Origin of the sequence: Leptolyngbya sp. FACHB-60 (assembly GCF_014695775.1) — a bacterium.
Taxonomy (GTDB): domain Bacteria; phylum Cyanobacteriota; class Cyanobacteriia; order Phormidesmidales; family Phormidesmidaceae; genus Nodosilinea.
Genome location: NZ_JACJOX010000047.1, coordinates 26,073 through 49,805, shown reverse-complemented (window position 1 = coordinate 49,805; position 23,733 = coordinate 26,073). Strand labels below are relative to the sequence as shown.

The 23,733-nt window shown below is 56.0% G+C and carries 19 protein-coding genes; 10 read left to right on the top strand and 9 right to left on the bottom strand.

Features of this window, described 5'->3' with window-relative positions; all coding sequences use genetic code 11:
• Positions 1 to 309 precede the first annotated feature (309 nt).
• The 4 genes from H6F57_RS17535 to htpG form a co-directional block, all read right to left on the bottom strand.
• Complete coding sequence (locus H6F57_RS17535) at positions 310 to 768, bottom strand: hypothetical protein (protein ID WP_190625513.1); 459 nt, start codon at positions 766 to 768, stop codon at positions 310 to 312.
• A 370-nt stretch (positions 769 to 1,138) separates the two neighbouring features.
• Positions 1,139 to 1,432, bottom strand: a complete 294-nt coding sequence (locus H6F57_RS17530; RefSeq protein WP_190625512.1) for a transcriptional regulator — start codon at positions 1,430 to 1,432, stop codon at positions 1,139 to 1,141.
• Between the two features lie 12 nt (positions 1,433 to 1,444).
• Positions 1,445 to 1,774 carry a type II toxin-antitoxin system RelE/ParE family toxin gene (locus H6F57_RS17525; protein ID WP_190625511.1) on the bottom strand — a complete coding sequence of 110 codons (330 nt, stop codon included), beginning with the start codon at positions 1,772 to 1,774 and terminating at the stop codon, positions 1,445 to 1,447.
• 82 nt (positions 1,775 to 1,856) lie between these two features.
• Positions 1,857 to 3,836: a molecular chaperone HtpG gene (gene htpG / locus H6F57_RS17520; RefSeq protein WP_190625510.1), complete on the bottom strand. Its 1,980-nt coding sequence runs from the start codon at positions 3,834 to 3,836 to the stop codon at positions 1,857 to 1,859.
• 471 nt (positions 3,837 to 4,307) lie between these two features.
• On the opposite strand from htpG, the gene H6F57_RS17515 reads away from it, so the two are divergent.
• Positions 4,308 to 5,708, top strand: a complete 1,401-nt coding sequence (locus tag H6F57_RS17515) for an alanine/glycine:cation symporter family protein (RefSeq protein WP_242024790.1) — start codon at positions 4,308 to 4,310, stop codon at positions 5,706 to 5,708.
• Positions 5,709 to 5,747: 39 nt separating this feature from the next.
• Here the strand turns inward: H6F57_RS17515 and H6F57_RS17510 are convergent, their stop codons facing one another.
• Both H6F57_RS17510 and H6F57_RS17505 read right to left on the bottom strand, forming a co-directional pair.
• Positions 5,748 to 5,957: a hypothetical protein gene (locus H6F57_RS17510; protein ID WP_190625509.1), complete on the bottom strand. Its 210-nt coding sequence runs from the start codon at positions 5,955 to 5,957 to the stop codon at positions 5,748 to 5,750.
• A 153-nt stretch (positions 5,958 to 6,110) separates the two neighbouring features.
• Positions 6,111 to 6,539 carry a universal stress protein gene (locus H6F57_RS17505; RefSeq protein WP_190625508.1) on the bottom strand — a complete coding sequence of 143 codons (429 nt, stop codon included), beginning with the start codon at positions 6,537 to 6,539 and terminating at the stop codon, positions 6,111 to 6,113.
• A 742-nt stretch (positions 6,540 to 7,281) separates the two neighbouring features.
• On the opposite strand from H6F57_RS17505, the gene H6F57_RS17500 reads away from it, so the two are divergent.
• Positions 7,282 to 10,341, top strand: a complete 3,060-nt coding sequence (locus tag H6F57_RS17500; RefSeq protein ID WP_190625507.1) for an ATP-binding protein — start codon at positions 7,282 to 7,284, stop codon at positions 10,339 to 10,341.
• Positions 10,325 to 12,529 carry an EAL domain-containing protein gene (locus H6F57_RS17495; RefSeq protein ID WP_190625506.1) on the top strand — a complete coding sequence of 735 codons (2,205 nt, stop codon included), beginning with the start codon at positions 10,325 to 10,327 and terminating at the stop codon, positions 12,527 to 12,529. The genes H6F57_RS17500 and H6F57_RS17495 overlap by 17 nt, the downstream gene beginning before the upstream one ends.
• 3 nt (positions 12,530 to 12,532) lie before the next feature.
• Here the strand turns inward: H6F57_RS17495 and H6F57_RS17490 are convergent, their stop codons facing one another.
• Together H6F57_RS17490 and dnaA are read right to left on the bottom strand one after the other, a co-directional pair.
• On the bottom strand, positions 12,533 to 13,129 hold the full coding sequence (locus H6F57_RS17490; protein WP_190625505.1) for a YdeI/OmpD-associated family protein: 597 nt from the start codon (positions 13,127 to 13,129) through the stop codon (positions 12,533 to 12,535).
• 114 nt (positions 13,130 to 13,243) lie between these two features.
• Positions 13,244 to 14,665 (bottom strand): chromosomal replication initiator protein DnaA, encoded by a 1,422-nt coding sequence (dnaA, locus tag H6F57_RS17485; protein ID WP_190625504.1) that lies wholly within the window; start codon positions 14,663 to 14,665, stop codon positions 13,244 to 13,246.
• Positions 14,666 to 15,061: 396 nt separating this feature from the next.
• Between dnaA and def the strand changes: the two genes are divergently transcribed.
• The 3 genes from def (at position 15,062) to chlP (ending at position 17,643) form a co-directional block, all read left to right on the top strand.
• Positions 15,062 to 15,625: a peptide deformylase gene (gene def, locus H6F57_RS17480; RefSeq protein WP_190625503.1), complete on the top strand. Its 564-nt coding sequence runs from the start codon at positions 15,062 to 15,064 to the stop codon at positions 15,623 to 15,625.
• A gap of 209 nt (positions 15,626 to 15,834) precedes the next feature.
• Positions 15,835 to 16,206, top strand: coding sequence for a hypothetical protein (locus tag H6F57_RS17475; protein WP_199289570.1), 372 nt, complete (start codon positions 15,835 to 15,837; stop codon positions 16,204 to 16,206).
• Positions 16,207 to 16,407: 201 nt separating this feature from the next.
• On the top strand, positions 16,408 to 17,643 hold the full coding sequence (gene chlP / locus H6F57_RS17470; RefSeq protein WP_190625502.1) for a geranylgeranyl reductase: 1,236 nt from the start codon (positions 16,408 to 16,410) through the stop codon (positions 17,641 to 17,643).
• A 329-nt stretch (positions 17,644 to 17,972) separates the two neighbouring features.
• Here the strand turns inward: chlP and H6F57_RS17465 are convergent, their stop codons facing one another.
• Complete coding sequence (locus tag H6F57_RS17465) at positions 17,973 to 19,136, bottom strand: GuaB3 family IMP dehydrogenase-related protein (protein WP_190625501.1); 1,164 nt, start codon at positions 19,134 to 19,136, stop codon at positions 17,973 to 17,975.
• Between the two features lie 172 nt (positions 19,137 to 19,308).
• Here H6F57_RS17465 and H6F57_RS17460 point away from each other — a divergent pair, with 172 nt between their 5' ends.
• The 4 genes from H6F57_RS17460 (at position 19,309) to H6F57_RS17445 (ending at position 23,712) form a co-directional block, all read left to right on the top strand.
• A complete protein-coding gene (locus H6F57_RS17460) occupies positions 19,309 to 20,013 on the top strand; it encodes an NAD-binding protein (protein ID WP_190625500.1) in 705 nt (234 codons plus the stop codon).
• A 3-nt stretch (positions 20,014 to 20,016) separates the two neighbouring features.
• Positions 20,017 to 21,189 (top strand): anhydro-N-acetylmuramic acid kinase, encoded by a 1,173-nt coding sequence (locus tag H6F57_RS17455; protein ID WP_190625499.1) that lies wholly within the window; start codon positions 20,017 to 20,019, stop codon positions 21,187 to 21,189.
• Positions 21,190 to 21,336: 147 nt separating this feature from the next.
• Positions 21,337 to 21,798 (top strand): hypothetical protein, encoded by a 462-nt coding sequence (locus H6F57_RS17450; protein WP_190625498.1) that lies wholly within the window; start codon positions 21,337 to 21,339, stop codon positions 21,796 to 21,798.
• 372 nt (positions 21,799 to 22,170) lie between these two features.
• On the top strand, positions 22,171 to 23,712 hold the full coding sequence (locus H6F57_RS17445; protein WP_190625497.1) for a serine/threonine-protein kinase: 1,542 nt from the start codon (positions 22,171 to 22,173) through the stop codon (positions 23,710 to 23,712).
• The last annotated feature ends 21 nt before the right edge of the window (positions 23,713 to 23,733 follow it).

The following is a 23,733-nucleotide window of genomic DNA, read 5'->3' as shown; positions in this document are numbered from 1 at the left end:
CAGGCGATTAGCCATTGGCTGAATCGGTTATCGCCCACCCAGGTTCGTTCTTTGACTCAGTGGGGTTGGCTTATTGATGCCCTATGTGTAGCTGGAATTTAAAGAATTGGTATAAGCTATCGCTACGGGAACTGCGATGGCGAAATAATGGCATACATAATTAGTGAGTCAACGACTGTTGTAATGAAAGCTGTAACTCACCTGGATATCGTTACTCTTAATGTCTTAGCAACTAAAAGATATTCATTAAGTTGACAAGCTCAAATCAGCTTAAGATTTTGTTTTAGTAAGCTTTTCATTTCACAAAGTCTAATCTACAGAAACTTCTAACGAGTTGTACTCGATCTCGACCTTGTCACCATACTGGATATTTGGTATTGGCGGGGCAATTATTTCGAGGATAGATGGGTTTTGAAAGTTTCGTTTTTTGGTTTCTGGGTGGGGATAATATATCCAGCAATTATAAGTTGAGGCTTGAAACAAGACTCGACAGCGAGAAAAGGAAAAGTCTTCGGGAGGATGGCGATCGGTCCACTCGACCTGCCGAAAGGTGAGTTCAGGATTGGTGAGTTGAAAGGTGTGTGGGCTAATGGAAATATTGAGGGTTCCTTTAAAGTATTCTGTTAGATCTAACCCTAAAGCTCCAAAGAACGGTGTTTGCATTTCGATTGTCCCACTCGGATAGGGACTATCCGCAGCAGAACCGGAAGCTACTTGATGGCCATGCTCTACAAGGCCATTTACAGTTTGCCAATTTCTACTAGTCATCCAAAAAATACTTCGCCAAGATATCTATCATAGCGAAGTAAATCCCAACGGGCACAATCTCTTGCAAGTATGGCCCTAGCATTGATGGAAGGAATGACATTAGGTTAATTGAAGGCGCAGAATATAAAAAACTGACTTTGGATGCTATTAAAGAGCAACAAACTCAATTCTTAATTAGCCAAAAACAAGGCTGTTTGCGACTCATTTCCCGATATAATCTGTTGGGCTGATATTAGCCAACTCACCAGCTTGGCTTACTCAAAGTGAAGCTAAGCCATAGCTAATTACTATGTTGCCCCGTTAAAGCAATTGCTGTTCTTCCCCCATCTCTTTACTCGTTCTTCCCCCCATCTCTCTACTCATAACGTGCTCAAGCGGGCTTAAAGTCAATAGTCAGCCCTACAGCACTGAGCACCGCCACAAAGGTTTCAAGAGTTGGGTTTTCTCCCTCCGCCAAGACCCGTTGCAAAGACTTCTGAGGAGCATCAGCGCTGCTCTCTTGCGCGACCTGCCTAGCTTCAACCACATTTCTTAGGGCCAGCACGAAAGCCTCCCTGTCGCCATCCTTCAGCGTCTCGTCTAAAGCCGTCTTGAGGTACAGAGCCGCATAGTCTGGGTTAGCTAACCTCACCAGCAAGTCAGTTCGATAATCTTTCACTGGCATAGCTCAACCCTCCTACTGTTCATCCTGATACGCTGCCCAGAGCCGTTGCGCTGTTTGAATATCTTTATTCTGACCTTTCTTATCACCACCAACCAGCAACAGCACAACTCGCCTACCTACTAAACCATAGTAAACCCGATAGCCTGGACCAAAAAAGAACCGTAGCTTGTAAACTCCTTCGCCAATGCTTTTGCGATCGCCAAAGTTTCCTAAACTCACCCGGTCAAGCCGAGCATCAATTCTGGCCTGGGTTTGAGCATCGAGATTGGCGAACCAAACATCAAAGGGACAAGCTCCTTCTGGTGTCACGTATTTCTGAAGCTCCCACTGCCCCTGACTCATGGATGCCCTAGTTCTTAAAAGGCAAAGAACCCCGGATCTTCAAAATCCGGGGTTCTTCATACAGACTAACTCTCTTCTTGCTCTATCGCTCGGTGAGCTTCGTTAGCAGGGTGTTCGATCGCTCCACAAAGGTCTTCATGCCATCGGCATCAAAGCCCTTTTGAGCCATCAGCGCCGTGTCGTAGACCTGGTTGCAGATCATCTTCGCCAGGTCACCAGCGGGCGAGCTGCCACCGTCGGCACCAATAATCGTGCTCTGGCTCAGCCCCAGCAGGTTTTGAATCAGCGGGTGCCCCGTGTTCACCATCAGCACGTGGTCGTCAGGGAACTGCATCTCCTGCTGCTGAATCATCGCCATGGTTTCCTGCATGCGGCGGGCTTCTTCGGGCAGCAGCACCATGGCCGGGGGTGCGCCTTCGCCTTTCAGCGCCTGGGGCTTGACGTTCACGCGCGGGCGGTTGATCGCCTGCTCAAACATCTCCTTGACTTCGTCATCGCGGGTTTTGTTGGTGGCCGGGTCAACAATTTCGCTCTGCTTCTCTTTGTCGAGCAGGGTGTCGTCCAGATCCGCATCCACCCGCACAAATTTCACATCGGAGTACTCCCGCTCCAGGGTAGGAATAAAGTGCGTGTCGATGAACGAATCCATGAACAGCAGTTCCAGGTTCTGGCTCTTAAATAGCTGGATATAGGTGGCCTGGGAAACCTCGTCGGTGGCGTAAAAGACGCGGTTTTCGTGCTTGTCTTTGTTGCGCTCCAGGTACTCACTTAGGGTGGTGTAGAAGTTGCCCTTGGCATCGGTGGCGGGCTTGGCCGCGTCAGCGACTTCCGACCAGGCATCGCCCTCGTCGGTTTGCACTTCGACTTTGGGGACTTCTTCAGCTTCCCCCAGCTTCGCCGTGGTGCGGAAGATCAGGATGTCTTTGACCTGCTCCTTGAACTTGTCGTCGTTGAGGGAGCCAAACTTGACGAAGTTGCCCAGGTCTTGCCAGCTGGCGATGTATTTGGCGGGGTCGTCGCGATACAGCGCTTTGAGACTGTCACCGACTTTTTTGGCAATGTAGTCGGCGATGCGACGGACGGTGCGATCGCCCTGCAAGAAGCTCCGACTCACGTTCAGCGGAATGTCGGTGCTGTCGATAACGCCGCGCAGGGGCAGCAGGAAGCGGGGCACCACTTCCTCGCAGTTGTCGGTGACGAAAACCTGGTTGCAGTAGAGCTTAATGCTGCTCTTGGTGATGTCGATATCGGGCTTGAGCTTGGGAAAGTAGAGAATGCCGTTGACCACAAAGGGGTAGTCAGTGTTGAGGTGAATCCACAACAGGGGGTCTTCTTGGAAGGGATAAAGGTAGCGGTAAAACTCCAGGTAGTCTTCGTCAGTGAGGCTGCTGGGCGACTGCTTCCAGGGGGCTTCGTGCTTGTTGGCGACCTCGCCCTCGATCTTGATCGGCACCGGCATGAAGTCGCAGTAGGTCTTAATCAACTGCCGAATGCGGGCGGGCTCTAGATATTCCTCTTCGCCCTCCATCAGGGTGAGGGTGATGGTGGTGCCGACGGTGGTGCGCTCCAAGGCGCTCAGCTCAAATTGGGTCGAGCCGTCGCAGCTCCAGTGCACGGCTTCGGCTCCCTCTCTGTAGGAGAGGGTGTCGATCTCGACCGTGGAGGCCACCATGAACGAAGAGTAAAAGCCCAGGCCAAAGTGACCGATGATCGGGTCGGCGGCGGCGCTGTCTTTGTACTTGGTGATAAACTCTTCGGCGCTGGAGAAGGCCACCTGGTTGATGTACTTCTTGATCTCCTCAGCGGTCATGCCGATGCCGGTGTCGGCGATGCTGAGGGTCTTTTTGTCTTTATCGAATTTGATCTCGATCTCGGGGGCGCTGATGTCGCCGGAGTATTCGCCCGATCGCGCCACCATGGAGAGCTTTTTGATGGCATCGACAGCGTTAGAGACTAGCTCGCGCAGAAAGATCTCGTGCTCTGAGTAGAGCGCTTTTTTGATGATCGGAAAAATATTCTCGGTATGAATCGAGATATTACCCTGTTCCAGAATCGTCGTCATGGCGGTTCGGTGGTGGTTCAACTATGGGTTACTTAAGGGCAATTTTTGACCGAGACGACGAATTTCACAAGCGGCGATTTCTGTACTGAGAGGTTCGGTTGACCCTACTCAGCCGGCCAGAGCGTGCCTGAAGTAACAGTTACAGCCTAAAAAAATTGCTATCTGTACCTAAGCAAAGTAAGAATTTTATGTATTGATTTGTGCCGTTCGCGCAGCCCTCTCTCGGCGTGGAGCGTTGGCAGCTCAGACCTCAATTAAACAATATCTATGAGCCTCACCCAGCGAAAGCAACCTGTCCCGCCGCCCGTTGTGACCCTGATGGCCAAGGCCTGGCGCGCCATCAACCAGCGCCACCACTGGGGAATAGCTGGGCTAGCGATCGTTCTGCTGGGCGTGGTCGCAGAACCCGTCTGGGCTCAAGACGGCGGGGCCACTGGGGTCGATGCCCTCTTTGCGCCCATCGTTGATGTCATGGCGCTGGTGCTCTTTTTCCCCATTGGGGGAGAAAACGGGTTTCCGTTTATTGTGCTGTGGCTGTTTGTGGCGGCGCTGTTTTTTACCCTACGCCTGGGGTTTATCAATGTGCGGGGCTTTAAGCACGCCGTTGAGGTGGTGCGGGGCAAGTACGATGACCCCCACGATGAGGGGGAGGTATCCCACTTTCAAGCGCTGGCGACGGCAGTGTCAGGCACGGTGGGGCTGGGGAATATTGCAGGGGTGGCGATCGCCATTCAGCTCGGCGGCCCTGGGGCCATGGTGTGGCTCACTCTGGCCGGATTTTGCGGCATGGTGACCAAGTTTGTCGAGTGCTCGCTGGCGGTGAAGTATCGCCGGATTGAAAACGACGGCACGGTGCTGGGTGGGCCAATGTACTACCTGACCCGAGGGTTGACGCCCAAGGGCATGCGGCCCCTGGGGCAGGGGCTGGCAGTGCTGTTTAGCCTGCTGTGCCTGGGCGCTAGCCTAGGTGGGGCGAATATGTTTCAGTCCAACCAGGCCTACGCCGCCATTTCGAGCCTAATTCCGGGGCTGCCCGCCTGGCTATTTGGGTTAATTCTCGCCGCATTGGCCGGGTTTGTGATTATCGGCGGCATTCGCCGCATTGGGGCGGTGGCCGAGAAGCTGGTGCCCGCCATGGCGGCAATCTATGCGATCGCCTGCCTATTTGTGATCGGAGCCAACCTTGGCCAGGTGCCCGCCGCCATTGGCACGATCTTGAGAGAGGCCTTTGCGCCTACTGCTGCGGTAGGCGGTGTTGTCGGAGTGATGGTGCAGGGCATTCGGCGCAGCTCGTTCTCGAATGAGGCGGGGGTGGGTTCGGCCCCCATTGCTCACGCCGCCGCCCGCACCGACGAGCACATCCGTGAGGGCATTGTGGCGCTGCTAGAGCCCTTCATTGACACCATCATTATTTGCAACATGACGGCGATCACCATTGTGTTGACTGGCGTCTACCAAGACACCGGCACCGAACTCAGCGGCGTCGCCATGACCGCTAACGCCTTTGCAACGGTGATTGACTGGTTTCCCATTGTGCTGAGTATTGCGGTATGCCTGTTTGCCTTTTCCACCATCATTTCCTGGAGCTACTATGGCATCCAGGCCTGGGCCTACCTGTTTGGCGATCGCACCACCATCGTGTTCAAAATTATCTATGTAGTGTGTACTTTCCTTGGCTGCCTGACCAGCCTGGGGGTGATTATCGACTTCAGCGACCTGATGCTGCTGGGCATGGCCTTTCCCAACCTGGTCGGTTGCTACATCCTCTCCAATGAAATCGCGGGCGACCTGAAAGATTACTGGCAACGGCTGTCCTCTGGGGAAATGCGGGCCTATGAGCCAGTGGCGGTCAGCTCGTCTGAGCGATCGTAACCTCAGTTCAGGCGAAGTTGATGAGCTGATCTGAACCCACTATTGAAGCTGGGTAGAACAGGATTTGGCTGGGTGACGAGACTGTGCTCTATCAATAATGAACTGTCGGCGCAGGCTAGGCGGTGTGGCCTGGTAGTCACCATAGAACCGGCAAAATTGCCAAAACTTTTTTACCTTAGCCCAGGGGCGACGATTGGTCGTGATGGGGTCAAAGGCTTCAGACCTCTGAGCGATAGAAAGCCAAAACATGGTCACTTCCTCGATTGGGGCTAGCCCTTTAAACGCTGTTTCAATCTTAGGAAGCCCGTTTTTAGCCGGCAAAAGATAGCGTCGATGCCATCTATTCAAAAAAACAATAGCCCAGTCGCTTGGGGCAGGGCCAGCCCTATGCATTCCCATACATTAATGACGCAAAACCAAAACTGGGCAGGGAGCAAATCGCACCACTCGTTCAGCCACCGACCCCAGCAAAAACCTAGATAGACCAGTGCGCCCATGGGATGAGATAACAATTAAATCGATGTTTTGGCTAGCGGCGTAATCAATAATTTCAGAGCTAGGGTTGCCAGCGATGACAGAAAATTTAATCTGCTGGTAGGCCTCACCCGGAAAGGTTTCATGAAAAAGAGCGGTGATGCGATCGCTGCGAGTTTGTTGATCGACGGTTTGCCAAACCATACCGGGCTGGGTCGGCTCTAGCGGCGGCAAAACATGAACAACATGAATTTTAGTAGTGCTACCAAAAGTCTCTATTGCCTGGGTGAGCGCTTGGTGAGATTGCTCAGAAAAGTCTGTGGGCACTAGAACATTGTCGCTGGCAAATAGAGTCATTGTTGTCGTCCTCTTCCAGGCTATAAGGCTGCGATCGCATGCCTTGGTTTTTAATTGGGGGGGCGATCGCTCATAGCCATAGTCTAGAGTGAGCCCCGTCATTCACCTGTGTCATAGGTTTCGGTTTGTCAGCTAATTTAGGGATAAAAATAACTAAAACTTTAGCTTCACAGTGATTCATTGCTTTAAGTTTTACCTTTTCACTTCGCCCAAACAGCCCTCTGGCAACCGATCTATGCGCTATTAAACACGTTCTTTAAAACAGGTAATGCACTCTGTGTTTTGTTAGCGCGATGGCCCAATATCTCGTATTGAACCTAATCCTGATAGCGCGTTTTTGATTCCTATGGCCTAGCCTACTGCTCCTGGGATGCCAACTTCGCGTTTAGCGCAGCGAGAATTTAGCTGGCCCAAATTTACTTTAGCGTGGACAGAGATTAGGAAAAAACCCACTTTCAAGACCGATTAAACAGTAGCGCTAGGGGCTAGACGATCAGGTTAAGAAAAGTAAGGATATACGTCGAATTTAGGCCAAACAGCGTTCACTTGAGGTATCGCTTGATGTTGACTGATGCTTGGCTGGCTAACTGCGGTTGCCAAGGGGGTTTAGTCATAGGCTGGGAACCCTAAGATCGGCGGTAGCGGCGCTGACAGACCCAAGGCTAGCATCACAAGACCCCAAGGGTCTCAAGCGTAACTAGAGATGCGGCCCTATCGGCATGGATCACAGCAACCAGAAACTATGAACAACGTTGCGGGAGACTTGTCTGCACAACAGCAAAGGGCGATCGCTCGGCAGAGTTCCTTCGGGTTAATTATTCTGCTGATTTTAGGGGTGCTGGGGAATTACTTTCGCTGGTCATTCTTTTTTCATATTGATTTTCTCTTTGGCACAATCGCCGTATGGCTTGTGCTTAGCTACTATGGCGTTCGATGGGGCGCAGTGGCGGCGATTGTGGCCTCCAGCATTACCTACTTTCTCTGGAAGCACCCCTACGCCATTGTTATTTTTACCACCGAATTTTTGTTTGTCGCGTTTTTTTATGATCGCCACTCTCGGCGTAACCTGGTGCTGGTCAATGCCCTTTACTGGGTACTCATCGGCATGCCGCTGGCGTGGTTGTTGTACTGCCTAGTTTTAAAGGTAGACCCAAACCAAGCCCAAATCATTATGCTCAAGCAGGGAGTCAATGGCATCTTTAACGCCCTAGTGGCTAGTCTGCTGCTGTCCTACACCCCCATCCACCGCTGGATAGGACGACCCCAGGCGGTCAGCGCGCTGTCACTTCAGCAAACCCTGTTTAATCTGCTGGTGGCCGCTGCCTTTTTCCCGACGTTAATTTTGATGGCCCAAGCTAGCCACGGGGTGGTCGCCCAGGTGGTGACCGAGGAGCAGATTCACCTCAATATGTTTGCCCAGCCTTTGGCCGTTCGCATTCAGGCCTGGTACGACCGCCATGTGCAGGCAACCACGGCTCTGGCTGACACTGCCGCTCAGGCGGTGGGGTCTGCTCCCCTATCCCTGCAGAACCAGGCAATTCTGCAAGCCCAGACCAATACGATTCAGGCGCTGATTCCAGATTTTCGGCATTTGGTGGTCACCAACGGTGTTAATGAGATTGTGGCTGAGGCTGACAATGACCACGGCTCAGCCCATGAGCTTAGGCTGCCTGAGCTGAGCCAGGCTGCCAGCGGCCTGGAGCCTTTCCTATCGGGCGATCGCCTGGGAGACCACTCCGCTCAAGACAGTACTGTGCTGCTCAGCCAGCCTGTGCTCAACCAGGGCCAGGTGCAAGGTCGCGTTTGGGGCGAAATTGATCTGTCTCCCATGAAAGGTATGCTGACAGAAACTGCCGCCAATCTGAATTTTCAGGTGACGTTGGTTAATCAAGACCAGCAGGTGCTGCTGAGCACAGACCCGGAGCGGGGCTGGAAGAGCACCTTTGACCTGCGCCAAACGGGCGAAGTGGTGCCCCTCAGCGAGGGGATGTATCACTGGTTGCCGACCAACGGTAGCCCCCTATACGCTGTTCGCTGGCGCAATTCACGATTTGTAGACGAGCTGCCCCTGCCAGCGATCGCCGGGTGGAAGCTGATTGTTGAGTCACGGGCCCAGCCCCACGTTCAACCGGTGCAGCAACAGCACACTAGAGGTCTATTCATTCTGATGGTGGTAACGGGGCTGACCCTGGCCGTTGCGCACTGGCTCAGTCGGCGGTTTGTGAAGCCGCTGTTTGAACTGGCCCAGGCGACCACCAACCTGCCCACCCAGGTGCAAGATTGCCGGACGATTCAGTGGCCGACCAGCCCGTTGATAGAGTTGCGATCGCTGGTGCAAAACTTCCAGCAGATGGCCACCACCCTGACCCAAAAATTTCAGGAGTTGCAGCAGGCTAAGCAAACCGCGGAAGTGGCCAACCAAGCCAAAAGCGAGTTTTTGGCCAACATGAGCCACGAACTGCGTACTCCCCTCAACGCTATTCTGGGTTTTACGAACTTGCTGTATCGCCAGCCCACCCTAGCCCTCCACCGAGCGGAGCTCGACTTAATTAAATCTAGCGGCGAGCACTTGCTTGACCTCATCAACGATGTGCTTGACCTGGCCAAAATTGAGGCTGGGCGCATGACCCTCAATGCCGCTGTCTTTAACCTGACTGACTTCATCGCCAGTCTGGAGAGTATGTTCTCGCTGCGGGCTCAGGCTAAGTCGATTGGCTTCACCGTTGAGTGCGACGCTGAGCTGCCGCAGTTTGTGCAGGCCGATGAGCGCAAGCTGCGCCAGGTGATCATGAACCTGCTCAACAATGCGATCAAATTTACCGAGGCGGGGAAAGTGACGCTGCGGGTGCTGTGGTCTGCTCAGCAGGGCGGCTGGCTACGCTTTGAGGTGGTTGATTCTGGCTTTGGCATTGCCCCTGAGGAGCTAAGTCTGCTGTTCCAATCATTTTCGCAAACCGAGTCTGGGCGGGGTAGCAATGAAGGCACTGGCCTCGGACTGCGCATTTGCCATCAGCTGATTCAGCTGATGGGAGGCACTATTGAGGTGCAAAGCCAGCCTGACCAGGGATCGCAGTTTACGGTGCAGGTGCCAGTGCAGGGGGCGATCGCCGAGCCGCTGACACCGACCCACTCAACCCGTCAGGCTACGGGGCTGGCTCCTGACCAGCCACCCTATCGGCTGCTGGTCGTCGACGACCAGCTCAGCAATCGCCGGTTGCTGATGCAGTTGTTAAGCGATTTAGGGTTTGAGGTGCGCGAGGCCTGCCATGGTCAGGAGGCGATCGCCCAATGGCAAGGCTGGCAGCCCCACCTAATCTGGATGGATATGCGCATGCCGGTGATGGATGGCTACGAGGCCACTCGTCAGATCAAAGCCCAGGTGCAGGGTCAGGCCACCGCCATCATTGCCCTCACCGCCAGCGTCTTTGACGAAGAAAAATCGCTGGTGCTGTCGGCGGGCTGCGACGACTTTGTTCGCAAACCCTTTCAGCCGACGGTGATTGTTGACAAGCTGGCACAACACCTAGGGGTACAGTTTGTCTATGCCGAGCCCCCAGCCCTGGCCCCCGCCGCTAAAACGGCGTCCTGCCCGGCGGGTAGCCTAGCTACGATGCCCCAAGACTGGCGCGATCGCCTATACAACGCTGCTACCCAGGCTGACCAAAAAGCTCTGTTTCACCTACTCGACGCCTTGCCCAGCGAGCAGGCGTCTCAACGTCAGACTTTGCAGGGCTGGGTGGCCAACTTTCAATTTGATAAGCTTATGTCCCTCTGCCAGCGCGAAGATGAGCGAACGCCCTAACCCCAAGCCCATTATTTTGGTCGTCGATGACATTACCGACAATCTGCACCTGCTGACTCGGGAGCTGGGGGAGCAGGCCTATGAAACGCGGGGCGTGTTGACCGGAGCCATGGCCCTGATGGTGGCCCGTTCAACCCCCATCGACTTGATTTTGCTCGACATTATGCTGCCCGACACCGACGGTTATACCGTCTGCAAAACCCTCAAGGCTGACCCCGCCACCCGCGATATTCCGGTAATTTTTATCAGCGCCCTCGACGAAGCCCTCGACAAGGTTAAGGCCTTTGAGGTGGGCGGTGTAGACTATATCTCTAAACCTTTTAAGACCGCCGAGATGATGGCTCGGGTGAACACCCAACTCAGCCTGCGGCAGGCCCAGCTCCAGCTCCAGCAGTTTAACCAAGCGCTAGAGCACCAGGTGCAGCAGCGCACTGCCGAGCTAGCAGCCGTAAACCAATCGCTGATTGCCGAAATTCAGGTGCGGCAGCAGACAGAGCAAGACCTGCACACCAGCGAAATTCGCTATCGCCTGATTGCCGACAACATGAGTGATTTGGTCTGCCTGCACAGCACCCAGGGGGAGTTTTTATACGTCAGCCCGTCGGCTCAAGCCCTGCTGGGCTACGATGCCGCCGATCTGATCGGCAAGCGGCTCCAAGACTTTTGCCACCCGGCCGACAATCATTGCATTCAGCTACGGTTTCTGCCCTCGCCAGGGCAGGCCGAATCAAGCACCAGCTGCTACCGATTTCGGTGTCAGTCGGGCGATCACATCTGGCTCGAAACCCTAGCGAAACCAGTTATAGATGACGCTGGCGTGATTACGGGCATTGTCACCAGCTCGCGGGATGTCAGCCGCCGAGTCGAAGTTGAACGGCGGCTGCGCCACGATGCCCTGCATGATGCTCTCACCCAGCTGCCCAACCGCGATTGGCTGGCCAAACGCCTAGAGCTGGAGCTGATGCAGTGCAGCTGGTATGGGGGCAATCGCTTTGGCCTGCTGATGATTGACCTCGATCGCTTCAAGGCAGTAAACGACAGCCTGGGTCACCTGCTCGGCGACAAACTGCTAGTAGCCGTAGCCACCTTGCTGAAAGATTGCGTTCGCGATATCGATATGGTGTCGCGCTGGGGCGGCGACGAGTTTGTCATTTTCCTAGAGAAAATTGCCGACGCCAGCGAGGTCATTCAGGTGGCCGATCGCATTCAGACCATGCTCGAAACCCCCATTACCCTCGACGGCAAAATTATCTTTACCTCGGTCAGCATCGGTATTTTGATTGGCGATGGCTCCTACGCCAACAGCAACGACATTTTTAGAGATGTGGATATTGCCCTCTATCGGGCCAAGGAGCTGGGCCGCAACCGCTACGAAATCTTTGGCTTTGAGATGTATCAGGAGGCGATCGCCCGGCTCAACCTCGAAAACGATCTGCGTCTTGCCATTAAGCAGCAGAATTTTGTGGTGCACTATCAGCCGATTGTGTCGCTTCAGACGCGATCGCTGCTGGGGTTCGAGGCTCTGGCCCGGTGGCAGCACCCCACCCGAGGGCTGATCATGCCCGGCGAGTTTATCGATCTAGCCGAAGACACGGGGTTGATTAAGCCCCTCGGCGGCCAAATTCTGCGCCAGGTGTGCGAAACCATCGCTCAGTGGAGCGCTGCTCAACGCCTCGACGATGGTTTTCAGATCAGCGTCAATGTGTCGGGGCAGCAGTTTCGCGACCCGGTCTTTATTCACACCGTCGATCAGATTTTGATCGACACCGGAGTGGCCGGTCACTGGCTAAAGTTTGAGATCACCGAGCGCATTTTGCTAGAGCAGTCCGAGAGCATTGCCTGTACCCTAGCGGCGATTCGTAGTCGAGGCATTCAGCTCAGCATTGATGATTTCGGCACTGGCTACTCGTCCCTGCGCTACCTCAGCCAGTTTTCGGTGCAAACCCTCAAGATTGATCGCTCCTTTGTCAGCCAAATGCAGCCCACCCGCCAGGGCATCGTGCAGGCCATTATCGATTTGGCCCACAACCTGGAGATGACCTGCATTGCCGAAGGAGTCGAGACCGAGCTACAGCTTACCCAACTGCTCACCCTGGGGTGTGAGGCGGCCCAGGGCTATTTTTTCGCTCGGCCCCTGCCCGTAGAGGCAGCGACTCAGATACTCAAGGGCGATCGCCGGTTGCCTTAGCTCCTAGCCAGGGCGCTTGGGCCAGCTATTGGCGCGCAGGTTTTGGGCGGCAAGCTCTACGGTCTTGGCAATGCGGCGCTCGCGCGTTTCGGCCCGTTTGGCGCTGGCAATCCATTCCAAAATACCCCGCTTGGCAGAGCGGGGGAAAGCGTCGAAATTGTCCCAGGCGACCTCATTGGCCCGAAAAGCCGCCGCCAGATCCGCTGGCACCTCCAACCGCTCGATCGCATCCAGCAGTTCCCACGATCCATCCAGTTTCGCCGCCTCAATCTTCGCCAGCCCCGGCGGCATGATCAGCTCCGCCTCGGCTAGGACGGTAATCCGCTTTTTGTTAAGCGCCGACCAGCCTGTGTCCGGCTTGCGGGGAGCCATCCACAGCATGGTGCGCTCATCGTCGAGCTTATTGCCTTTGCTGTCGATCCAGCCAAAGCACAGCGCTTCTTCTACTACCTCATCGTAGGAAACGTGAGGCCTGCCCGGCCGTTTTTTGTAGGTGATTAGCCACAGCCCCTCTGTGCGGGCATGGTTTTCCGCCAACCACGCTCGCCACTCCGCACGGCTTTCAACTTGGACAGAATTTTGGGGCGCTTCGGTCGACATTGCAGTCAGAAGTTAAGCCATCCTCAAGTCTCAGAATACTCAATTCACGCCCATTGTCCCTGCGGCCTCGGCGACATTCCCGCATCATTTACCTACCCGCCTACTCGCTAGCCTTCACCGGCCCCGCTCGCTCATACTCAGGCGATCGCCTAGCTGCCGAATGGTCTGGGCCAAATCCAAATCGCGCTTCAGCAGCTTCTCGATTTTGGTATAGCTGTAGAGCACCGTGGTGTGGTCTTTGCCGCCAAAGGCATCGCCAATTTTGGGCAGGCTAAGGTCGGTGTGACGGCGCATCAGGTACATGCCGATTTGGCGGGCCTGGCTAATCTCCCGCCGTCGCGAGGCCCCCTTTAAATCTTCCACCGAGACGCCAAACTGCTCGGACACCACCGCTAAGACTGAACTGGGTGACGCTTCGATTTTGTCCCCTGGCGGATTCAGCACCACCATCAGGTTTTCGACGGTCATGGGCAGGCCCGAGATCGAAGTGTAGGCGATCGCGCGAATCAACGCCCCCTCCAGCTCACGAATGTTGGAGGTATAGCTGGCGGCGATGTACTCGATCGCCTCCCGAGGTAGATCTACCTGCTCGTACTCCGCCTTCTTTTGCAGAATGGCGATCCGAGTCTCATAGTCGGGGGGCTGAATGTCGGCAATCAGGCCCATAGAAAACCGCGAGATCAGCCGGTCTTGCAGCCGCATAATCTGGTTGGGGGGCCGGTCTGAGGCCAGCACAATCTGCTTGCCCGCCTCGTGGAGCGTATTAAAGGTGTGGAAGAACTCCTCTTGGGTGTACTCCTTGCCCTCAATAAACTGAATGTCATCCACCAGCAAAATATCCACATCCCGGTAGTGAGAGCGAAAGTGCTGCATGCTGTCGCGGCGGATGGCAGTGATCAGGTCGTTGGTGAACTGTTCTGTGCTAACGTAGGCCACCCGCGCCTGGGGGGCAATTTCTCGCCGGTAATGGCCGATGGACTGCATCAGATGGGTTTTGCCCAGGCCCACCCCGCCGCACAAAAACAGCGGGTTAAACTCACGCCCTGGCAACTCGGCCACCGCTAGAGCCGCCGCGTGGGCCATGCGGTTGTTGGCCCCCACCACAAAGCGCGAAAACACCGCTTTGTGGTTGAGGTCGTTGTAATGCTCTTGAGTCGAGGCGGGTGGCTCCGCCGATATTGAACGGGCGGGCAACGCCGGGGTCGAGCGAGCGGGCAGGGACGGGGCCGAGGCCGGCCAGTTGACCTCAGCCATGGGCCGCAGCGCCGCCGAGGCGTCATCCCCGTCGGGCACCACCGTCACCTGAAGTTCAATGGCCCTGCCCAAAATATTGTTGACGACTTGAATAATGGTGCCTGCGTAGTGCTTCTGCACCCAGTTGCGGGCAAAAGGGTTGGGGGTCGATATCACCAGGGCGCGATCGCTCAGGGTCTGTGCCTGAGCAGGCTTAATCCAGGTTTCAAAGGTGGGGCGGCTCAGCTCCATCTGAAGCTGGTTCAGCACCTCTTCCCACAACCGATTTAGGGCCTGATCCACGGTCTACCTCGTAAATAACCGCTGCCCGAAGGCAGACATCGCGCATGAGTAGCTGATTGGGCCACCACTCCTTAGCCCGCTAGCATTCTGACACCAGAACCGGGGCTTTCCAAGGCGGTGAAACCGCTCTCCCGAAACTTAGCCGTAGACTGGGACAGCTCAGGCCAAACAGCGATCGTTGGATCTATAGGGTACTAGATAGATAGATAAAAAATGTCCCTAATTCTACATATAGCGTTTTAGCAAAAAATGGATCCCGTAGTGCTCCAATGAGCCGGGCACCAGAGGCCTCCCGCTGGTCTATTGAACCATAGGACCCCAGCCTCTGGGGAAGATGTATACAATATTGCTCAGCTACCCTGCCCCGGCTCACTTTTTGTCCCCTAAGGCCTATTTATGACCACCCTAGAGTCTTCGTCGCCAGCGCCAGCGCCGACCCCGCTACTAACCCTGGGCAATCCGGTGCTGCGCCAGATTGCCCAGCCCGTGGTCGCAGTGGACGATGGAGCTGTACAACAGCTGATTGACCAGCTGTTGGTAACAGTGCGCAACGCCAATGGCGTTGGCATTGCCGCCCCTCAGCTAGGCCACTCGCTGCGGATTCTGGTGATTGCCTCGCGCCCCAACCTGCGCTACCCCCACGCTCCTCTGATGGAGCCGACGGTGCTGATCAACCCCCGTTTGGTAGCGGCCAGCGATGAAATGGGAATGGGCTGGGAGGGCTGTCTCAGTGTGCCAGGGATGCGAGGCCAGGTGCCGCGCCATCAAACTGTGGAGGTGGAATACTGCGATCGCCACGGGCAACCCCACCGCCAGATTTGGGAGGGCTTCGTTGCCCGCATCTTTCAGCACGAAGTCGACCATCTAGAGGGCAAGGTGTTTCTCGATCGGGTGCAGTCTGAGGCTGACCTCCTCACCGAAGCCGCCTATCAGGCGATGGAGATTGCCGCTCTTGGCTAGTAGGTTGTCAAGGGCCTGCCCTCATCAGTTCCCGGCGCTGGGCCAATTACGTCTTGATGGCCTGTATTTCAGAATGCAACGGCCCTAGCCCGATTTTGAAAAACATTCAGCAGAATCAAGGCCACCCCAGGCCACTCAGTTACCCTGATACCTCTGGTTAGATCATTTCTGGCCAGGCTATCTGGCCCGCTAAGGCCAAAGGAAAAAGCGTGAGTTCTCACCCGCAGCCCCGCATTGTCCACCTCGAAATGCTCGACACCGACTACGCCAAAATCGCGGCGGGGGAGCCCATTCCCGACGCCAAAAAGCAGCGGCTTTCCCAAGACAGCTACGACTTTACCCGCCTGGGTCAGCACATTGCCCGCTACCGCTACGGTGGGCTCAACGAGCAAGGGCAAGACGACATTCTCTGCACCCTAGGCACCACCGCTGGGCTATTTACCCTAGCCGATGTCGAAGACATGAACGATCGCCTCCGCCAAACCGGTCGCTTTTACCTCACCCCCGGCGAGCGTCAGCAGGTGATTAACTGGCTGGTAGACGAGTTGGGCGTTGAGCTAACCGAAGAACTGGAGACTTAAGCGGGGCTATAGAGCGTGAAGGGTAAACGTTCATTCTCCATAGATTTATCTCTGGCCAACGAATAGATCTGCGTCCGTTCGCCGTATCTCAATGTAAACGAGTGTTTCAATCGAGTTACAACCCTTGAGAGTGGCCCAAAATGCCAAAAATCCCGTGATACGATGCCCTCGTAGCTTTTCGCAATAGTGGAGTAAGCACCCTTGGTACTTCGGGTAGCAGTAGTAGGATCAGGTCCAGCAGGCTCCTCGGCTGCTGAGACACTAGTTAGAGCCGGTATTGAAACGTACCTCTTTGAGCGCAAGCTCGACAACGCCAAGCCCTGCGGTGGGGCCATTCCCCTATGCATGGTCGAAGAATTCGATTTGCCGCCTGAAATCATCGATCGCCGCGTGCGCAAGATGAAAATGATCTCGCCCTCCAACGTTGAGGTCAACATCGGCAGCACCCTCAAAGAGGACGAGTACATTGGCATGTGCCGCCGCGAGGTGATGGATGGCTTTTTGCGCGATCGCGCCGCCCAGCACGGCGCTAAGCTGATCAACGGCACCGTTCACACCCTCGAAATTCCCACCACCGAGACGGGGGCCTATACCCTCCACTACACCGAGCACCGCGAAGACGGTTTGGTAGGTGACAACAAGTCGCTTCAGGTCGATCTAGTGATTGGGGCCGATGGGGCCAACTCCCGCGTCGCCAAGGCCATCAAGGCTGGGGATTACAACTACGCGATCGCCTTCCAAGAGCGCATTCGCCTGCCTGAAGACAAAATGGCCTATTACGAAGACCTGGCCGAAATGTACGTGGGTAACGATGTTTCCCCCGACTTCTACGCCTGGGTATTTCCCAAGTATGACCACGTCGCCGTAGGCACCGGTACCATGCGGGTCAACCAGGCCCAAATCAAGAAGCTTCAGGCAGGTATTCGCGCCCGCGCCGCCAAGCGCCTAGAGGGCGGTGAAATTATCAAAGTAGAAGCGCACCCCATTCCTGAGCATCCCAGACCCCGCCGCGTCGTCGGTCGGGTAGCGCTGGTGGGCGATGCTGCCGGTACCGTCACCAAGTCCTCGGGTGAGGGCATCTACTTTGCCGCCAAGTCGGCCCGCATGTGCGCCGAAACCATTGTGGAATTCTCTAACAATGGCCAGCGTATCCCCACCGAAGACGACCTCAAGGTCTACCTCAAGCGGTGGGATAAGCAGTACGGTATCACCTACAAAGTGCTGGATCTGCTGCAAACCGTGTTCTACCGCTCCGATGCCACCCGCGAGGCCTTTGTCGAGATGTGCTCTGACATTGACGTGCAGAAGCTCACCTTCGACAGCTACCTCTATAAAACCGTGGTGCCCGCCAACCCCTTGGTGCAGATGAAAATCACCGCCAAGACCATGGGCAGCCTGATTCGTGGTCATGCGCTAGCTCCGAGTCGGAGCTGGTAGTGGGCGATCGTTCAGTTTCTTTCTAACCCCCTAAGCTGACTGGCTTTGACAAAGTATTGTCAAAGCCAGTTTTTTCATGCTTGATGCCCCAAAGTCTTTATTGGCAACTTGACCTAACGCGTCAGCTCTCTAACTCCAGCTCTAAGCTTTGCCGCACTACCTGTCTGTCAGCACAAGGCCCATACATTTCTTCGGCACCTCCTGATCCGCCAAAATCTCGGGTGGCCTACTTCAGTAGAGATGCCCTAGAACTTCTACAAAAAATAGCTGTTGGGAATGTAGATTCCCAACAGCTATCTCTCAAGCAATTGAATCTCTGCCAGATTTGCTTATTTACCCATGCCTAACTGCTGGGCTTTCTGGTACACCTTGCCCTCTGTCAGTAACGAGGGGGCAATCACTACCTCCACCTGCTGCATCTCCTTCAGGTCTTTGGCACCTAGGGTGCCCATGCTAGTTTGCAGCGCTCCCAGGAAGTTGTGGGTGCCGTCGTCTAGCCCAGCGGGGCCGCGCAGAATTTGTTCCAAACTGCCGGTGGTACCCACTTTGATGCGGGTGCCTCGGGGCAACACCGGGCTTGGGGTGGCCATGCCCCAGTGGAAGCCACGACCTGGTGCTTCAGCGGCACGGGCAAAAGGCGAGCCGATCATTACCCCATCGGCCCCGCAGGCGATGCACTTGCAGATATCGCCGCCGGTAACCAATCCGCCATCGGCGACGATCGCCACATAGCGCCCAGTTTCAGCAAAAAAGTCGTCGCGGGCGGCGGCGCAGTCGGCCACGGCAGTCGCCTGGGGAATGCCAATGCCCAGCACCCCGCGAGAGGTACAGGCGGCACCGGGGCCAATGCCCACCATGACGGCGGCAGCTCCGGCCTTCATCAGATTGAGGGCGACTTCGTAGGTGACGCAGTTGCCCAAAATCACCGGCATGGGCATTTCAGCGCAGAAAGCGGCCAGATCGAGCGGGCTAATATCTGCGGGAGACAGGTGGGCGGTAGACACTACCGTGGCCTGCACAAACACCAGGTCAGCACCAGCTTCGGCAATAGTAGCCCCAAACCGGGCAGCCCCAGCGGGAGTGACGCTCACTGCTGCCACCCCACCCCCAGCTTTAATGGCTTGAATGCACTTGGTGATCAACTCGGGTTTAATTGGTTCGGCGTAGAGGGACTGCATCAGGCCGACGAACTCTTCTTTGCCCACCGAGGCAATTTTATCGAGGATGGGGTTGGGGTCGTCGTAGCGGGTTTGAATGCCCTCCAAGTTGAGCACGCCAAGAGCCCCCAGTTCCGAGAGCCGAATCGCCATGCCCACATCGACTACGCCGTCCATGGCGCTGGCGATAATGGGAATCTCACGCTCAATGCCGCCAATTTGCCAACGGGTGTCGGCTAGACTTGGATCCAGGGTGCGAGGCCCAGGCACCAGGGCAATTTCGTCAATGCCGTACGCTCTGCGGACTACTTTGCCGCGACCAAGTTGTATATTCACGTCCCTACTTTACCCTCTGGGCCAAAACCATTAGGTTAGCCTAGCAAAAAAGAATTCTCGCCGTACAGCTATTGGGCTGAACCCTGCTGATACTGGGGATACAGTGGTGAGTGATAAGATCTGATAGGTCTGGGCGCAGAGCGATATTTTTTAGCGAGGTAAAAGTACGGTTGTGAATTTGTCATCGCTGACGTTTTTGCGCAAAATGCGATCGCCCCATCGCCAGTTTGCCGTGATTGGTTTAGGGCGGTTTGGCCGGGCGGTGTGTGGCACCCTCAACAACCTGGGTTACGAAGTGCTGGCTGTCGATACCAACGAAAACCATGTTAGCCAGGCTCTAACTGATCAAATTGCCGCCCATGCCCTTCAGCTCGATACCACCCAGCCTTCGGCCCTGCGGGAAGCGGGCATTACCGACTTTGATACGGTAATTGTGGCGATCGGCAACTATGTTGAAGAAAGCATCATCACCACCCTCAATTTAAAGGAAGCGGGGGTAAAAAATGTGGTCGCCAAGGCGTCCTCAGAGATCCACGGCAAGCTACTCGATCGCGTCGGAGCCGATCATGTCGTGTTTCCGGAGCACGAGATGGGCTGCGAGCTGGCGCGATCGCTAACCTCCCCCGGCATCCTCGATCGCTTCGAGATCGACCCCAATCACTGCATTGCTGAGATCATCGTGCCCCAGGCCTTTGACCAAAAAACCATCGTTGACCTCGACCTGCGCAACCGCTACGAGCTCACCCTGCTGGCGATTAGCCAAGACAACGAGCCCGACCAGTTTGAGATTAACCCCAGCCCCGTCACCCGGCTCAAGGCGGGGGGGCTGATGGTGGTGATCGGCAGCAATAAAGGCTTAGAGCGTCTACCGGTATAGCCCATGCGCGTCATTGGATTAATTAGCGGCACCTCTGTTGACGGCATTGATGCCGCCCTAGTTGAGCTAGAGGGGCAGAGCTACGACCTGACGGTGTCATTGGTCGAGGGGCTGACCTATCCCTACCCCAACGAGCTGCGCCAGCGGATCTTGGCGCTGTGTGCGGGGGAGGCGATCGCCCTCGACCAGCTCGCTGCCCTTGACGATGCTGTGGCCGAGACCTTCGCGGCGGCGGCCCAGGCGCTGATTGCTCAGGCTGGCCGCACCGACCTGATTGCCTCCCATGGGCAGACGGTATTTCACCGGCCGGTGGGCCGCCCGGTGCTGCCCGAACAGGGGCCAACGCGGCTGGCATACACAATGCAACTGGGTCGCGGGGTCGCGATCGCCCAGCAGACCGGCCTGCCCACGGTCAGCAACTTTCGTCAAGCGGATATCGAAGCTGGGGGCGAAGGGGCACCGCTCGCGCCGATCGTCGATCTCTGCTTGCTCAGCCACCCCACCGAGCGGCGCTGCGTGCAAAACCTGGGCGGCATTGGCAACGTCGCCTACCTGCCGGTCTGGAATCGCCAAGACAGCGCGCCTAAGGTGCTGGGTTGGGATACAGGGCCGGCCAATTCCCTAATTGATATAGCGGTGCACAGTTTATCGGCAGGGGCGCTCACCTACGATGTTGACGGTGCTTGGGCGGCTCAGGGTACGCCCTGCCTACCGCTGGTCAGCCGGTGGCTAGAGCACCCCTACTTCACTCAGCCGCCGCCAAAGTCCACTGGGCGTGAGCTGTTTGGCTGGGAATTCTTTAAGCATTGCCGCCAAGATGCCCAGGGAGAGGGGTTAGGGCCGCAGGATCTGGTGGCGACCCTGACCGAGTTCACGGCCGCCTCGGTAGCCCACGAGTACCGCACCTTCTTGCCTACCCTGCCCGATCGCCTGCTGGTGTGCGGCGGCGGCAGCCAAAACCCAGTGCTGATGGCGCGCCTCCAGGCGCGGCTGCCCGAGGTTGTAGTGCAGACCACCGACGCTGTAGGATTGTCAGCTTGCTATAAGGAAGCGATCGCCTTCGCGGTGCTCGGCTACTGGTATCGCCAGGGTTTCCCTGGCAACTTGCCCACCGTGACAGGAGCCAGCCGCTCCGTTGTGCTTGGGCACGGCAATGATATTGCCCCGCCTCACTAGGTTAAAGGGTTGCCGAGGCCCATACCCCAGTCTGAGCAATAGGGCGTATGCTTGAGAGGCACGGGACGGAGGACAGCGGGCTATGCCGGACATCAGCAGCGACACAACCGATGTCTCAAGCTATGTCAAAGGCTGAGGGAGCATTCTGTGGACCATAGCTTTTTAATTGAGCCTGGCCGGTGGACGCTCCAGGGCAGCTGGCTGGAGCGCGATCGGCTGCCTACGCCAGTGAAGGGAAAAATTTTAGTCGCCTGGAGTCGCGACGACTGGTTCACCATGGTGATGAAGCTGGCTTTGCCCGATACCCAGCCCAATGAGATGGCGCTTCAGTATCGGGGTCGGTTGACCAGTGGCGACTGCCAGTATACTTTTGTGCTGCAGCACAGCTTGCTGGGTCGCGTAGAAGGCGAGGGCTGGGTGGCCCCTGACTCTATTATTCAGCGATACTGGGCTCTGGGCGATCGCCAGCGCCGCACGGGGTTTGAGACCCTATATCGCCTTGACCACGATCGCTACCACCTCTCTAGCGGCATTATGACCGGGCACTACCTGACCAGCGCTATGGAAGCAACTCTGCATCTGCAAGGAACCTCAGTTCCAGGGATGTGAACCGCCTCTCTATAAGTGCTTCCAGGAGAATGTACTACAGTAAAACAACACCTTTGAGATGCAGCTGGGCATATTAATTCTATGTGGTTCTTGGCTGCTGCCTGAGCCCAGCCTGAAGTATTGCAGGGTGCACAATTGGGTTGGATGTTAGTCAGCAGGGCATCAGCGGGCCACCCTATGCTCTGGGCTAACCCTATCGGTCATACGACTGGGCTAGCTGCGGTTTGTGGACTCGATTGCCAATGGATAGCTCACCGAGTTGAGTGAATCGGTCCGTTCTTTAGCCTCAAATCCGTCGCCGCTCCCGTTTATTGCCTGCTTCAATGTATACCCCTTGCCTGCCCCTCCCTGCCTTCTGGCTAATACCGTTCTATGGCTGACTCAAACCTGGGCTGTAAATTAGCAAACCGCTACGAATTACTAGAACCTCTTGGCCAGGGTTCGATGGGTCGAGTGTATTTAGCCGAAGATCTGCTGCTGGGTAGCGTGAAGGTGGCGATCAAGCTACTTTCCCAAACCCTGCCCGGCGAAAAATTGCGCGAGCGATTCATGCAGGAGGCCATGACCTGCGCTCAGCTGGGCCAAAAAAGCATTCACGTGGTGCGTGTCACCGACTATGGCGTTAGCGACGAAGGGGTGCCCTTCTACGTCATGGAATATTTGCAGGGGCAAAGCCTCAGCCATCTGCTCAATCTTCAGCCCCTGCCTATGCCTCGTTTTTTGGGCCTAATCTGGCAAATTTGCCTGGGTCTTCAGACGGCCCACGAAGGCATTATTCTAAAGACTCAGCCTGATCCGGTGCCCATTATTCACCGCGATATCAAGCCCAGCAACATTATGATCGTGCAAGATCCTACCCTGGGGGAGCTGGCGAAGATCCTAGACTTTGGCATTGCCAAACTCATGCAGGTGGATAGCGATCAGACCAACTGCTTCATGGGGACTCTGGCCTACGCTTCCCCTGAGCAAATGGAAGGCCACGAGCTCGACGGTCGCTCCGACATCTACAGCCTCGGGGTCATGATGTTTCAAATGCTGACTGGCCATTTGCCCCTGCGGGCCAGCAGCCATACCTTTGGCGGCTGGTACAAGGTGCACCAGACCCAGTCACCCAAGCTGATGAGCGAGGTGGCCAGCGGCATTAAAATTCCTAAGCTGCTCGAAGACCTGGTTATGAGCTGTATGGCCAAGCTCGCCGAGGAGCGCCCCCAGAGCACCCAAGAAATTTTAAAAACTCTAGAGCCGCTCCAATCTCGCTACATCAACGGTTTTCGCATTAGCCAGCGGATTAGCACCACCCTCAGCCGGGTACCGGTCACGCGCCAGCCGACGGCTACCGAGTCGCTTGAGGACGACCAGGTCTGCAAGCTAACCGTGTGGCCTACCGCTAAGCCTGTAGCTGAGATTGTCTTTCCCTACTCGCTGCCCACCAGCCAGGGGCCTCTAGCCACCCTATGGGCGATGATGCCCGAGGCCGAAATCAACCGGCGGCTGGTCAGCACCCGTTACAACACCTTTATCTGCACCATGGCTCCCCACCCCATGATGCTTTGGCTGACGGTGCTTTACAGCAGCTCCCATGGCGCTCGCTGGCTGCCCTGCTATCTCGATCTTAAAACGGCTTTGGGTCAAGACATGGCTGGGCTGTTGGGCAAAACCGGCAGCTATAAGCTACTGCTCTTTGCCCTAGAAAACCCGCGTCCCTGTGCCCATGTGTTGAGCTGTAATGTCTCTGACCCCCAGCGCAGCCTACTTCAGGAGTGGGCATTGACGGCCCGCAGCCGCCCGTCTACTGGGGCGATCGCCATTAGCCGCGACCTGTTGCGCAACGAACTCCAGACCAAGCTCAAAGCCAAGGTGCTGCAAAAACTGGAGTCGATCTACGTCGATACAGGCTCTAGCCTCTCTGACTAGGGTCGTTAGCCCTCTTAGAGA

Bases quoted from the DNA above. Each gene is read 5' to 3' on its own strand.
- H6F57_RS17525 (WP_190625511.1), bottom strand. From the start codon at position 1,774: ATGAGTCAGGGGCAGTGGGAGCTTCAGAAATACGTGACACCAGAAGGA.
- H6F57_RS17455 (WP_190625499.1), top strand. From the start codon at position 20,017: ATGCGCGTCATTGGATTAATTAGCGGCACCTCTGTTGACGGCATTGAT.
- H6F57_RS17530 (WP_190625512.1), bottom strand. From the start codon at position 1,432: ATGCCAGTGAAAGATTATCGAACTGACTTGCTGGTGAGGTTAGCTAAC.
- htpG (WP_190625510.1), bottom strand. From the start codon at position 3,836: ATGACGACGATTCTGGAACAGGGTAATATCTCGATTCATACCGAGAAT.
- H6F57_RS17515 (WP_242024790.1), top strand. From the start codon at position 4,308: ATGGCGCTGGTGCTCTTTTTCCCCATTGGGGGAGAAAACGGGTTTCCG.
- def (WP_190625503.1), top strand. From the start codon at position 15,062: ATGACCACCCTAGAGTCTTCGTCGCCAGCGCCAGCGCCGACCCCGCTA.
- H6F57_RS17510 (WP_190625509.1), bottom strand. From the start codon at position 5,957: ATGTTTTGGCTTTCTATCGCTCAGAGGTCTGAAGCCTTTGACCCCATC.
- H6F57_RS17490 (WP_190625505.1), bottom strand. From the start codon at position 13,129: ATGTCGACCGAAGCGCCCCAAAATTCTGTCCAAGTTGAAAGCCGTGCG.
- H6F57_RS17535 (WP_190625513.1), bottom strand. From the start codon at position 768: ATGACTAGTAGAAATTGGCAAACTGTAAATGGCCTTGTAGAGCATGGC.
- H6F57_RS17505 (WP_190625508.1), bottom strand. From the start codon at position 6,539: ATGACTCTATTTGCCAGCGACAATGTTCTAGTGCCCACAGACTTTTCT.
- H6F57_RS17500 (WP_190625507.1), top strand. From the start codon at position 7,282: ATGAACAACGTTGCGGGAGACTTGTCTGCACAACAGCAAAGGGCGATC.
- H6F57_RS17445 (WP_190625497.1), top strand. From the start codon at position 22,171: ATGGCTGACTCAAACCTGGGCTGTAAATTAGCAAACCGCTACGAATTA.
- H6F57_RS17495 (WP_190625506.1), top strand. From the start codon at position 10,325: ATGAGCGAACGCCCTAACCCCAAGCCCATTATTTTGGTCGTCGATGAC.